The sequence below is a fragment of the Actinomyces bowdenii genome, assembly GCF_017592395.1.
Taxonomy (GTDB): domain Bacteria; phylum Actinomycetota; class Actinomycetes; order Actinomycetales; family Actinomycetaceae; genus Actinomyces; species Actinomyces bowdenii.
This window is the reverse complement of sequence record NZ_JAGFOU010000002.1, coordinates 40,936-53,661: the sequence shown is the minus strand read 5'-3', so window position 1 is coordinate 53,661 and position 12,726 is coordinate 40,936. Positions and strand designations below refer to the sequence as shown.

The following is a 12,726-nucleotide window of genomic DNA, read 5'->3' as shown; positions in this document are numbered from 1 at the left end:
GTCGGAGGGGCCGCCGCGGTCCACCCCTTCGACGCATTCCGCCCCGACCGCGCGATTCCTAGCCTCAGGGATTGATCGAGGCATCACGGGATCGTGCGGCGCACCGGCCGCGGCTCCCGACGGATGAGAAGGAGGAGCACCATGCCGCACCGGATCCCGCACATCCCACCCATCGGCCCCACCGCCGCCACGGTGGTCGAGGCCCGCGCGCTGCGCAAGGTCCACGGCGAGGGCGGGGCCCAGGTGGTCGCCCTGGACACCGTCAGCCTCACCATCACCGAGGGGGAGTTCGTGGCCATCATGGGCCCCTCGGGCTCGGGCAAGTCCACGCTCCTGCACTGCCTGGCCGGCCTGGACACCCCCACCTCCGGGAGCGTCCTCATCGCCGGGCGGGAGCTGTCGGGCATGAAGGACAAGCAGCTGACCGCCGTACGCCGCGACCAGCTCGGCTTCATCTTCCAGTCCTTCAACCTCCTGCCCACCCTGAGCGCCGAGGAGAACATCCTCCTGCCCCAGCACCTGGCCCGCCGCAAGCCGGACCGGGACTGGTACGACGCCGTCATCTCGGTCCTGGGCCTCAGCGAGCGCCTCACCCACCGCCCCAGCGAGCTCTCCGGCGGCCAGCAGCAGCGCGTGGCCGTGGCCCGGGCCCTCGTGGGGCGCCCCAAGGTCGTCTTCGCCGACGAGCCCACCGGGGCGCTGGACACCGCCTCGGCCGCCAACCTGCTCCAGACCCTCGCCCGCATGTGCGAGACCCTGGGCCAGACCGTCGTCATGGTCACCCACGACCAGGACGCCGCGGCCACCACCAACCGCATCATCCGCCTGCGCGACGGGCGCATCGAGGCCGACGCCCCCACCCGCCAGCCCTGGACGGGGGTGCGCTGATGCCCCGCCTGCTCGACCTGCGGCGCACCGCCGCCGCCGTGGTGGCCGTGGCACTGGCGGCCACGCTCATGGCCTTCGCCTTCATCATCTCCGCCTCCTTCACCACCGCGATCACCTCCAGCGCCCGCGCCTCGGTGGGAGGGGCCGACGCCGTCGTCATCGCGGGCCGCGGCCAGGGCCTCAACGGGCAGCACGTCCAGGATCTGGCCGCCCTGCCCGAGGTCCGGGACGTGCGCCCCTACCGTGAGGGGCACCTGTGGGTCGATCGCCCGGGCGAGACCTACGACGAGCACGCCTTCGTCCTTGACATCCCGCCCCTGGCAGGGGGAACGCGGCTGACCGCCGGGCGCCTGCCCGAGGCCGACGGGGAGATCGCGATCTCCCCGGTCCTGGCCCAGAAGCAGGGCATCGAGGCCGGCTCCACGATCGCGCTGAGAGCCGATGACCCGGACGATGGCGCCCAGTCCCGCCAGGCCACGGCCACCGTCGTCGGCATCATCGAGCCCGGGCCGCAGGTCAGCCGCAGGAACCCCCTCAACAGCTTCATCTTCGCCAGCCCCCAGCAGCAGGCCGCCCTGGGCGTGCCCGACGAGCTCGCCGTCCTCTACCTCACCGCCGCCCCCGGCACGGGCACCTCCCAGCTGGTGGAGGCCGCTGCCACGGCCATGGGGGCCAGCCGGCCCGAGGCCACCGTGCAGTCCGCCCAGGAGACCATCGGGCAGCGCGCAGTGAGCGGCAACAGTCTCGCCTCGGCCACCCTCACCCTGCTCCAGGTCCTCGGCCCCGTGTGCGCCGTGGTCGCAGTCATCGTCATCGCCACCACCTTCACCACGCTCCTGGCCAAGCAGACCCGCACCATCGGCCTGCTGCGCTGCGTGGGGGCCAGCCGGCGCCAGGTGCGCCTGGCAGTGCTGCGCGCGGGCCTGCTCACCGCCCTGAGCGGCTCGGTCCTGGGAGCGGCCGTGGGCGCCGTCCTGGCGATCGTGGCCATCCGGGCGCGCCTCCTGGCTGCGCTCGATCCCCAGCACCTCACCGTCTCCTGGACCAGCCCCGCCCTGACGGTCCTGCTCAGCGTGGTCATCACCCTGGTGGCCGTGCTGCGGCCGGCCCACCAGGCCGCGCGGGTCAGCCCCCTCATCGCCCTGACCGGCCAGGTGGCGGACGCCTCCGCCCTGGGCCGCCGACGCCGGGTGGCGGCAGCCGCGGGCCTGGTGGTCGCGGGCCTGGGCATCGCCATGACCTGGGCAGGGGTTCACGGGCGCATCATCGAGACCACCGCCGCGGGCGCCGTGGCCATGGTCCTGGGCGTGCTGCTGTCCCTGCCCCTGCTGGTCGTGGGAGCCTCCCAGCTCATCGAGCGCCTCGGCGGCGGGGCGCGCCGCCCCGTCCTGCAGCTCGCCTGCCGCAACCTGGCCCGCAACCCGGGGCGCGCGGCCGCCACCACCGCCGCGCTGCTCGTCTCGGTCTCGGTGGCCGCCACGATGGCCACCGGCCTGTCCACCCTCAGCGCCTCCCTGGAGGGCTACCTGGCCTCCGGCTCCCCCATCGACATCCGTGTCTCCGCCATCGAGGCGGACCACGACACTGCCGCCCTGTCCCGGCGGGTCGAGGGCGTTGAGGGGGTGGAGGCGAGCATCATCGTGCCCACCCCGAGCCTGCGGCTCACCTCCGAGGCCCGGGACGACGAGATCACCGTCAGCGCCATCGACGATGCCGCCATCGACCCCATCGTCCGCTCCCACCACGGCCTGGAGGGCCTCGATGACGACACCCTCATCGTCGGGGGCATCTACAGCCTGCCCGAGGGCAGTGAGGTGACGCTCAGCGGCCCGGCGGGCACGCGCAGGCTGCGGGTCCATGTCGAGGAGGGCGGCTACGGCCCGGTGATCACCGCCGCCACCGCCCAGGCGCTCACCGGTGCCGAGCCGGTGCCCACGAGCCTGTGGGCGCGCGCCGCGGGGGACGGCTCGGGCACTGCAGCGGCCAGCGCCGTGCGCGAGGAGCTGCGGGGCTCGGGCCTGCTGGTGAGCACCGCTGACCAGGGGCGCCTGTCCTTCACCGGGCAGATCCGTCGCACGGCCCTGACCATCGGAGCGATCCTCGCCCTGAGCCTGCTCATCACGCTGTCCGGCCTGGCCAACACCGCGGAGGTCAGCGTGGTGGAGCGAATGCGCGAGGTGGGAGTCCTGCGCGCCACCGGCACGGGGCGCACCACGATCCGCCGCCTGTTCCTCACCGAGTCGGCGGTCATGGCGCTCCTGGGGGGCGGCATCGGCGCCGCCGTGGGCATCGGGGTGGGAGTGGCCGGGATCTCGGCGCTCCTGGGCGATAGCGGTGGCGAGGGCATCCGGATCTCCATCCCCTGGCTCATCCTGGCTGGGATCGTCCTCATCTCCGGGGCGGTGGGGGTGGTGGCGTGCCTGCGGCCCTCAGGCCGGGCCGCGGCCGTGGCCCCCGTGACGGTCCTGGCCGCCGACTGAGGACCCGACTGGGGCTGGGAGTGTCCGGATCTGCGGCAAGGAGAGGCGGAGACCCACGGGCGCGGCGCACGATCCGCATCAGTGCAAGGATCATGCGGCGGCCTCCGGGGCGCTGGGAGCCCCTTCGCCACAGGTCTGGGCACCGCAGTGCGCCGCAGCCCCTCGGGCGCCCCTCAGCCCCGGGCCTCGCGCTGGCGGTGCACGGCGACCACCAGCTTCAGACGGGAGGTCACTGCGTACTTCCTCATCAGGTGGGAGACGTGGGTCTTGACCGTGGCCTCGGAGATCACCAGCTGCTCGGCGATCTCCGCATTGGAGTGGCCCTCGCACAGCAGGGACAGGACGGCCCGCTCGGCCTCGGTGACCGTTGGCCCGGCCCCGTCGCACGGAGCCGGGACCGCGGCGCGCAGGTGCTGGGAGACCAGGCGGGTGGCGGCGGCCGGGGAGATGGTCGTGCCACCTTCGCTGGCCGCGAGCACGGCGCGCACCACCTCCTCGGGGGCCGCGTCCTTGAGCAGGAAGCCGCTGGCCTGCTGAGCCAGGGCCTGGAGCATGGCGGTGTGGTCGTCGAAGGAGGTCAGCAGGACCACCGCGGTACCGGGGTGCGCCGCGCGCACCCGGCCCAGCAGCTCCAGGCCGTCCATGCCCGGCATGCGCACGTCGGTGAGCAGGACGTCCACCGGCACCCTCCGCAGGAAGGCAAGGGCGTCCTGGGCGCGCGAGAAGGTGGAGGAGACCTCGATCCGCGCGCTGGAGGCCAGGTAGGCGCGCAGGGCGGTGAGCACGAAGGGGTCGTCATCGACCACGGCCACCCGGACCACGGTCGCCTGGGTGCTGGGCTGGGGGGATGCGGCCATGGAAGGATGCTAGCGGCAGGGCGCTGGCAGCTCGCGGGCCGGCACGGCCAGGGCGGCCGTGCCGGCATAGGAGGCGATGAGAGGCAGGAGGAGGGCGCCGATGAGGGCCTGGGGAAGGGTTCCGGCCCCGCGCGGGAGCGGCGGGGGCGCCGGGGCGCGGCTGTCCGCCACCGCACGGGTGACGGCCCGGGTCCTGGCCCGCAGCGGCCTGTCCACCTGGGCGCCCAGCGGCCGCACCCACCTGCTGGGCGCGGCCTGCTCGGGCCTGCTCGCGCTGGTCTCGATGGTGTCCCTCTACCCCTTCGAGGCGGGTGGCGCCTCGGCCATCGCGCTCAGCGGGCTGGGCCTGGCCCTGGTCTCGGTGTGGCCACTGGGCGGGGCGATCCTCTGCCTGGTCGCGGCCTGCTGCTCCTCGATGAGCGGCTTCCCCCTGCCTGCTGTCGGGCCGTGGCTGTGCGCCTCGGTGCTGGTCTCCAGGGGCTTCCACCGCGCCTTGGCCTACGGGGTGGCGGCGTGCGGCGCCGCCCTGGCTCACCTGTCCTACCGCCTCGACCCGCCGCCGGTCTACGAGGGCGGCTACACCACGCCCTTCACCGAGGCCTATCTCTACACCCTCCTGCTGGGCGCGGCCTGCCTGGTGGTGGCCGAGCTCATCCGCCAGCCGCGCCGGCTGGCCGAGGCCGCCGCTGAGCGCCACGAGGCGGACCTGGAGCGCCAGCGCCTCCTGGTGGTCTCCGAGCTGCACGACACGGTGGTGCGCGATCTGAGCCAGGTGGTCATGCTCGCTGAGCAGGCGCGCCTGGCCCACCGCGAGGACGCGGCGCTCTCGCCGGCACTGGCCTCGATGACGGCCTCGGTGCGCGCCTCGGTGAGCCGCCTGCGCTCCAGCCTGCGGGCGATGAACGAGGCCGGGGGCGGGGCCGGCATGGATGTGCTCGCCTCCTCCGCTCCACGGCCGCTGGCCGAGGTGGTGGCCGAGGCGCGGGCGGTCATGGCCGGCCGCGGCGCCGACCTGGCGGCCACTGGCCTGGGGCTGCTCGACGCCCCAGTGGTCAGCCCCGGAGTGCGCCAGCAGCTGGTGCGGGTGCTCGGCGAGCTGGTGAGCAATATGACCAAGTACGCGGCGCCCGGGCCCGCACGGCTCGTCATCGAGGCCGATGGCCTGAGCCTGGAGGCGATGGCCACCAATGCCGTGGCACCGCCGGATGGCACCTCCGACCTGCCGGCCCCCAGTGCCTCCTCGGGCCTGGGGCTGGAGGGGGCCCGGCGCCGGGTGGAGTCCCTGGGCGGGACCTTCAGCGCCACTGGCAGCGCCGAGCGCTTCATGGTGGTCCTCTCCGTGCCGCTGGCCGCCGGGCGGCACGGCGCGTGAGGCCGGCGCCGGCCAGCGAGGATCCTCTCCGGTGAGCGCCCCCGTCTGGAGTGGCGGGCGCCGGCCGGGTTGGCGGCTCAGCGGTGCGCGTGGAGAGCAGGTTGGACGTCGCTTCGCGACAGGCGCGTCGCTTCGCGACTTGGACGGCACCTGTAAGTGCCGTCCAAGTCGCGAAGTGACGCCTTTTCCGCGAAGCGACGCCATCGTGGGCCCGACGAGCAGCGGGCCCGCCGGCCCCAGGAGGGCGCGCCTCTCGGTGCGGCGGGGGCTCGACCCGGAGCCCTTTGAGGAGCGTCCGGCGGGCGGTGCGCCCCTCAGCATGGTGGGAGGTCCTGGGCGGGTGCTGGCCGCAGGGCCGAGCGGTGGGGTGCAGATTGCCGGGGTTGTCTGCACCTTGCGGGGGACGCCGGCAGATCGGAGGGCCCCAGGGGTGCGGAGTGCCGACAAGACCTGCGAAGCACGGACGACCCCGCGAACTGCGGCCGGCCCCGGCGGCGCGCGCCCGGCCCGGCACAATGGGACCGGCATCCACCGACGGCGAGGGCCACGGCCATGCCCACCGGCCAGGGAGACCGCTCCTCAGTGGCGGCCGCCCAGGATGAGGCTCATGGCCTCCGAGCGGGTGGCGAGCGCGCCAAGCGCAACAAGCTTTACTAGAAATAGATAAAGTCGAGTAAAGTAGGTAAAGTCCCCTCGTGGACAACATCAACAACCCGTACACCCCGAACGCGGGCGCCACCCCCGAGGCCCTCATCGGACGAGACGGGCAGACCCAGGCCTTCACCGTGCTGCTTGAGCGCCTGAGAAGGGGACGCACAGAGCAGTCCATGATCATCACCGGCCTCCGGGGGGTCGGCAAGACGGTCCTGCTCAACAGGTTCAGCAACCTGGCCGAGGAGGCCGGCTGGGAGGTCATTGACCTTGAGGCATCCAAGCATGACGAGCGCGCTTTCCGCCAAGCGATCTTCTCCAAGTTTCGCGCCGCCCTACTCCACCTCTCACCGCGGCAGCGCTGGACCGACCGGGCCCGTCATGCCGCCTCGGTCCTGAGCTCCTTCGCCCTGTCCATCGACCAGGAGGGAACGCTCTCCGTCACCTGGGACGTACCGCCCTCAGGCGGTTACGGCGACCATGGGGACCTCGGCCTGGACCTCACCGACGTCTTCCTGTCCGTGGGAGCAGTGGCGAAGGAGAAGAGCACCGGCATCGTCCTGCTCATCGATGAGGTCCAGTTCCTCACCACAGGCCAGCTCGAGTCCTTGATCCAAGCAGTGCACAAGTCGGTTCAGAGGACCCTTCCCATCACCTTCGTCGGGGCCGGGCTGCCGCAGATCGCCGAACTCGCAGGAGACGCCAAGTCCTACGCCGAACGCCTCTTCAAGTTCCCCCGTATCGACTCCCTCGGTCCCGAGGATGCTCGACGCGCACTCATCGAGCCGGCGCGCACGGAGGGGGTGACCTTCACCGAGGACGCCGCAGACCTCGCGGTGAGCATCACGCATGGATACCCCTACTTCCTTCAGGAGCTCGGCTACCAGGCCTGGATCATCGCGGAGGACGCGCGCATCGACCGTGCCGATGTCGCCGCTGCGCGCGAGGCCTACGAGGCGAAACTCGACAGCTCCTTCTTCAAGGTCCGCCTCGACCGTGCCACCCCGCTGCAGATCGCCTACATGCGCGCCATGGCCGAACTCGGGTCAGAGCCCCAGAAAGCCGCGGACGTCGCCGCTCGCATGGGGCGGGAGTCCTCACAAGTGGCCCCTGTCCGCTCCCAGCTCATCGACATGGGGCTGCTGTACACGCCTCAGCACGGGTATGCAGCCTTCACGGTGCCAGACTTCGAGGCGTTCATGCTCCGAGCCGTCCCGGAACTGCAGGTTCCAGAGCCGCGGCGCCGCCGTCGTTGATGGACAGCGCTGTCCACGCCCACCGGCCAAGGAGACCGCTCCTCAGTGGCGGCCGCCCAGGATGAGGCTCATGGCCTCCGAGCGGGTGGCGGCGGCGCGCATGATGCCGCGCACGGCCGAGGTGATCGTGTTGGAGCCGGGCTTGCGCACCCCGCGCATGGACATGCACAGGTGCTCGGCCTCCACCACCGCCAGCACCCCCCGGCAGCCCAGGCGATCCACCATGGCATCGGCGATCTGGGCGGTCAGGCGCTCCTGGACCTGAGGGCGGCGCGCATAGCCCTCCACCAGGCGCGCCAGCTTGGACAGGCCCGTCACGCGCCCGTCCTCCCCGGGGATGTAGCCCACGTGGGCCACCCCGTGGAAGGGCAGGAGGTGGTGCTCGCACACCGAGTACAGGGGGATGTCGCGCACCAGGACCATCTCCTCATGGCCCACATCGAAGACCCGGTCCAGGTGGGCGGCGGGATCCTCCCCGAGCCCGGCGAACATCTCCGCGTAGGCGCGCGCCATCCGCTCCGGGGTCTCGCGCAGCCCGTCGCGCTCAGGGTCCTCGCCGATGGCGATGAGCAGGTCGCGCACCGCCCGGCGCACGCCCTCGGCGTCATAACCCACCGGCGCCCGCCTCAGGCCTCGTCGTCGACGGCGACAGCTGCCGGCGCGGCCTCGACGACCTCCAGGCTCTCATCGCTGCGCCACAGGGGCCGCTCGGCCTGCTTGATGACCGGGGCGAAGATCTCCTCCAGGTCCTTCTCCAGCAGCGTCTCGCGCTCCAGCAGCTGGCCCGCCAGCTCATCGAGGACCGCCCGGTTGCGGGTGAGGATCTCCCAGGCCTCCCGGTGCGCGGCGTCGAGCAGGGAGCGCACCTCGGCGTCGACCGTGGCGGCGACCTGCTCGGAGAAGTCGCGGCTGGTGGCGCTGAGCCCCAGGACGGTCTCGTTCTCGGTGGTGCCCAGCTTGACGGCGCCCACCGCCGAGGTCATGCCGTAGTCGGTGACCATCTTGCGGGCCGTGGAGGTGGCCTTCTCGATGTCATTGGAGGCCCCGGTGGTGGGATCGCGGAAGATGATCTCCTCGGCGGCCCGCCCGCCCATGGCGTAGACGAGCTGGTCGAGCAGCTCGTTGCGGGTCACCGAGTACTTGTCGTCCTGCGGCATCACCTGGGTGTAGCCCAGGGCGCGGCCGCGCGGCAGGATGGTGACCTTGGTGACCGGGTCGGAGTAGCGGCCCGCGGCGGCGCACAGGGCATGGCCCGCCTCGTGGTAGGCCGTCACCCGCTTCTCATGGTCGTTCATCACCCGGGTGCGCTTCTGGGGCCCGGCGATGACGCGGTCGATGGCCTCGTCCAGGGCCCGGTTGTCGATGAGCTGGGCGTTGGAGCGGGCGGTGAGCAGGGCCGCCTCGTTGAGGACATTGGCCAGATCCGCGCCGGTGAAACCGGGGGTGCGCTTGGCCACCAGGTCCAGGTCGACGTCGCGGGTCAAGGGCTTGCCCTTGGCGTGGACCCGCAGGATGGCGGCGCGCCCGGCCATGTCCGGGGCCTCGACGCTCACCTGCCGGTCGAAGCGGCCCGGTCGCAGCAGGGCGGGGTCCAGGACGTCGGGGCGGTTGGTGGCGGCGATGAGGATGACATTGGTGTTGGCGTCGAAGCCGTCCATCTCCACCAGCAGCTGGTTGAGGGTCTGCTCGCGCTCGTCGTGCCCGCCACCGGTGCCGCTGCCGCGGTGGCGCCCCACGGCGTCGATCTCATCGACGAAGATGATCGCCGGGGAGTTCTCCTTGGCCTGCTCGAACAGGTCGCGCACGCGCGAGGCGCCCACGCCCACGAACATCTCGACGAACTCCGAGGCCGCCATGGAGAAGAAGGGCACCCCGGCCTCGCCCGCCACGGCCTTGGCCAGGAGGGTCTTACCGGTCCCGGGAGGCCCGTAGAGGAGGACCCCCTTGGGGATCTTGGCGCCCACGGCCCGGAACTTCTCCGGCTCGGAGAGGAACTCCCGGATCTCCTCCAGCTCCTCGACGGCCTCGTCCTCCCCGGCGACATCGTCGAAGGTGACGTCGGGCATCTCCTTGGAGCCGATCTTGGCCTTGGACTTGCCGAAGCCCATGGCGCCGCCCCGCCCCCCGCTCATGCGCGAGAAGATCCACCACATGAAGCCCAGGAAGATGACCACGGGCAGGAGGAGCTGGAGCATGGAGGACCACCACGAGGTGGTGGGCACCACGGAGTTGAAGCCGGCTGAGGGGCTGGCGGCCTGCACCAGGCGGTCGACCTGCTCGGCCTGGGCGTCGGTGAAGGTGAACTGGACCTTCTCCCCCAGCTTCTCCTCGGACTCGCCCTCCTTCTTGGGCTTCTGGACGTAGGGCTCGGTCAGGTCGAGCTCGACGCGCTGGGTGCCATCCACCACGGTGACGGATTCGATGGTGTCGGGCTTGTCGCGCAGCAGGGCGATGCCGTCGGAGGTGTCGATGCTGCGGTAGCCGCCCATGGACCACAGCAGGCTGCCCGCCAGGAGCACCACGAGGATGATGGGCGCCACCCACAGCAGGGGATTGCCCAGGGTGCCGCGGCGCTTCCTGTCACGGCCGTGCCCGGCGTCCCGCTTGCCCGCCTTGCCCTGGCCCTTACGGCCAGGCCTCTGGCCCGAGTCACTCATCTGTGGTGGATCCCTTCGCGTGTCCGACTCTCAGACGTTAGCCGATGTCGGCTCCCAGTCCCTATTGCGCTTGCTCACGTTCGCGCCCGGCGTTGCAGGCAGTTGCAGGCAACAGCGAGGAAACGGATCCGACGGCGGTGCGCACCCCGGCCCGCCCGCACCGCAGGCTGGGCCGACGGCGCCGCGCCCCGGCCCCGGGCTGCGGGGCGGGCCTCGGCGCACCATGCGCCTGCGGGGCGCAGGAACCGGATGCGGTTCCTGCGCCCCGCAGGCGCATGGATCAGCGATCGGGGCTCCGCGGCGGCTCGCACCATCAGGCCGCGCCGCCGGCGCCCCTGCGCCCGGGCCCGGCTCAGCGCCGCGAGCGGCCCTCGCCCATCGAGGGCACGCTCACAGCCGCACGGCGGGCGCCCACCCGGCGGGCCAGGATGAAGCCCGCACCCGCGGCCACCAGCAGGGTGGCGATGACGGCACCGGCGATGGAGGTCCCGGTCATGGGCAGCCGCCGGTCCTCCTCCGGCTTCGGCGCGGCGGCCTGCGGCTGCGGGGAGTGGGGGACGTCGCCCTCCACGTCGCTGGCGGCGATGACGGCCACGGCGGAGTTCGCGGGGGTCGGGGCGGCGTCGGGCAGGGCCCCCTGGGGCGCTGCCGAGGAATCCGCGCCGGTGCCGGCGGGGGCCTGCCCGGCGGACTGGCCCTCCTGCGGGGCGGTCTGCTCGCCCCCGGCCGGGCCGGCGCCCTGCTCCGCCTGGCCGGCGCCGGCCTCCTCCTGGCCCGCCTGGGGCTGGCCGCCATCGGCGTCCTGAGAGGGAGCGGTGTCCTGGGCCACGGAGTCGGAGTCGGTCACGGCCTGGTCCCCGCCGCCCTGCTGGCCCTCATCACCCAGGCTCACCGATGCCGGGGAGGCGGCTCCCGAGGAGCTCGCCCGGGTCGAGCCCCCGCCCAGGTCGGGGCGCGCCACAAAGCTGATGTCGGCCTCCAGGGAGGAGCCCATCCTGGACACGTGCACGCCCTGGCCGGCCGCCCTGCCGGTGGAGTGCATGAGCATGCCGTCCCCGAGGTAGATGGCCACGTGGTAGACGTTGCCGAAGGTGGAGCGGGCGCCCTCGGCGGTGCCGGGGGTCACGGTCGGGTTGTGGCTGGAGAAGAACAGGACGTCACCGCGCTGGTACTGCCCGTCGGTGTCGAGCCACAGGTCGCCGTTGGCGTAGAACCAGCTGGCGAGGTTGTTGGCCTGCCACATGGGCGAGCCCACGGCGTCAGGGCCGAAGTCCACCCCGTAGCCCACCTTGGTGTTCTGGTCGGCCACATAGGTGGTCGAGTCGTAGTTCCAGCCCATGAGCGCCATCCCCACGAAGGACGAGCAGGTGACGGCGTAGGGGGCGGAGTTGATGGAGTGCACCACCTGGCCCGTCAGCGGGGTGGGCCGGCTGGCGTCCCACTGGAGCCGGGTGCCGGCGTCGACGAAGGTCTGACCGCGGGCGATGAGGTCCTCCGTGGCGGCGGAGTCGGACTGGGTGCTCGGCGCTGTGGCCAGGCCCTGCGGCACCGCCCACTGGCCATCGGCCAGGGGCATGGCCACGTTCGCCGTCTCGTCAGTGGGGCGGGTGGGGGTGATCGTGTAACTCATGCCCGCGCCGTCACCGGGGTACTCGTCCCCGGCGGTCCGCACCGTTCCCGACAGCCCCCTGGCCTGCTGCAGCTCGGCGAGCGTGTTGAACTGCGAGGAGGTCGATGTCTGCGACGCGGGGATCGCCCCGGCGGTGCCCGCCGCCGCCGTCGGTGCGGTCAGGGATGCGGCGAGCAGGGCGGTGCCCGCGATCGCGGCTGCGCGTCGGATGCGCGGTGTGGAAACTGCCATGGGTGGTCGACTCCTGGCGTAGACATCGGTTGGCGAGACGTGACCCTACCGTGATGCCGACGTATGGCAAGCGCCCCCGAAGGCCTCCCTCAGCTCTCGTAGACAGATGGGCTCAAGGTCCCGATGAAGGGGAGATTGCGGTAGTTCTCGGCGTAATCCAGGCCGTAGCCCACGACGAACTCGTTGGGGATGTCGAAGCCGATATACCTCACATCCACCTCGACCCTCACGGCCTCGGGCTTGCGCAGGAGCGTTGCAGTTTCAACGGAATTGGCGCCCCTGGAGCCCAGGTTGCCCATGAGCCACGACAGCGTCAGGCCCGAGTCGATGATGTCCTCGACGATAAGTACGTCACGTCCGGTGATGTCGGCGTCCAGGTCCTTGAGGATCCGCACCACCCCGGAGGACTTGGTGCCCGAGCCGTAGGAGGACACCGCCATCCAGTCCATGGGCACCGAGCGGCGCAGGCGGCGCGAGAGGTCGGCCATGACATAGACGGCGCCCTTGAGCACTCCGACCAGGAGAAGATCCCGCCCTTGATAATCGGCATCGATCTGGGCCGCCATCTCATCGAGGCGCCCCTCGATCTGCTCCTGCGTGATGAGGACCTGCCGAAGGTCCGCGCCCATGTCTGCAATACCCATTGCCTCCACCTATCTCCTTGCATTCCCACCGATTCCTCGGCGCATTCCCGGCTCTTCGCC

The 12,726-nt window shown here is 72.1% G+C and carries 9 protein-coding genes; 4 read left to right on the top strand and 5 right to left on the bottom strand.

All coding sequences use genetic code 11. The annotated features are described in order from the left end of the window. Positions 1 to 141 precede the first annotated feature (141 nt). Together J5X07_RS01355 and J5X07_RS01350 are read left to right on the top strand one after the other, a co-directional pair. Positions 142 to 888 (top strand): ABC transporter ATP-binding protein, encoded by a 747-nt coding sequence (locus J5X07_RS01355; protein WP_208478425.1) that lies wholly within the window; start codon positions 142 to 144, stop codon positions 886 to 888. Continuing rightward, entirely contained in the window at positions 888 to 3,368 is a 2,481-nt protein-coding gene (locus J5X07_RS01350) for an FtsX-like permease family protein (protein ID WP_208478424.1), read from the top strand. Before J5X07_RS01355 ends, J5X07_RS01350 begins: the two co-directional genes overlap by 1 nt. Positions 3,369 to 3,541: 173 nt before the next feature. Here the strand turns inward: J5X07_RS01350 and J5X07_RS01345 are convergent, their stop codons facing one another. After that, on the bottom strand, positions 3,542 to 4,225 hold the full coding sequence (locus J5X07_RS01345) for a response regulator (protein ID WP_208478423.1): 684 nt from the start codon (positions 4,223 to 4,225) through the stop codon (positions 3,542 to 3,544). Between the two features lie 100 nt (positions 4,226 to 4,325). Here J5X07_RS01345 and J5X07_RS01340 point away from each other — a divergent pair, with 100 nt between their 5' ends. Then, the gene (locus J5X07_RS01340; RefSeq protein WP_243896258.1) at positions 4,326 to 5,597 is read left to right on the top strand and encodes a sensor histidine kinase; all 1,272 of its coding nucleotides are present in this window, start codon (positions 4,326 to 4,328) and stop codon (positions 5,595 to 5,597) included. 695 nt (positions 5,598 to 6,292) lie between these two features. Beyond that, complete coding sequence (locus J5X07_RS01335; RefSeq protein WP_208478422.1) at positions 6,293 to 7,504, top strand: ATP-binding protein; 1,212 nt, start codon at positions 6,293 to 6,295, stop codon at positions 7,502 to 7,504. 42 nt (positions 7,505 to 7,546) lie between these two features. Here J5X07_RS01335 and folE read toward each other — a convergent pair whose 3' ends face one another. From folE to hpt, 4 genes are all read right to left on the bottom strand, one after another. Then, positions 7,547 to 8,119: a GTP cyclohydrolase I FolE gene (gene folE / locus J5X07_RS01330; RefSeq protein ID WP_124932754.1), complete on the bottom strand. Its 573-nt coding sequence runs from the start codon at positions 8,117 to 8,119 to the stop codon at positions 7,547 to 7,549. A gap of 11 nt (positions 8,120 to 8,130) precedes the next feature. Beyond that, positions 8,131 to 10,161: an ATP-dependent zinc metalloprotease FtsH gene (gene ftsH / locus J5X07_RS01325; protein ID WP_124932755.1), complete on the bottom strand. Its 2,031-nt coding sequence runs from the start codon at positions 10,159 to 10,161 to the stop codon at positions 8,131 to 8,133. A 352-nt stretch (positions 10,162 to 10,513) separates the two neighbouring features. Next, a complete protein-coding gene (locus J5X07_RS01320) occupies positions 10,514 to 12,022 on the bottom strand; it encodes an NlpC/P60 family protein (protein WP_208478421.1) in 1,509 nt (502 codons plus the stop codon). 89 nt (positions 12,023 to 12,111) lie between these two features. Further along, complete coding sequence (gene hpt, locus J5X07_RS01315) at positions 12,112 to 12,666, bottom strand: hypoxanthine phosphoribosyltransferase (protein WP_124932757.1); 555 nt, start codon at positions 12,664 to 12,666, stop codon at positions 12,112 to 12,114. Positions 12,667 to 12,726 lie beyond the last annotated feature (60 nt).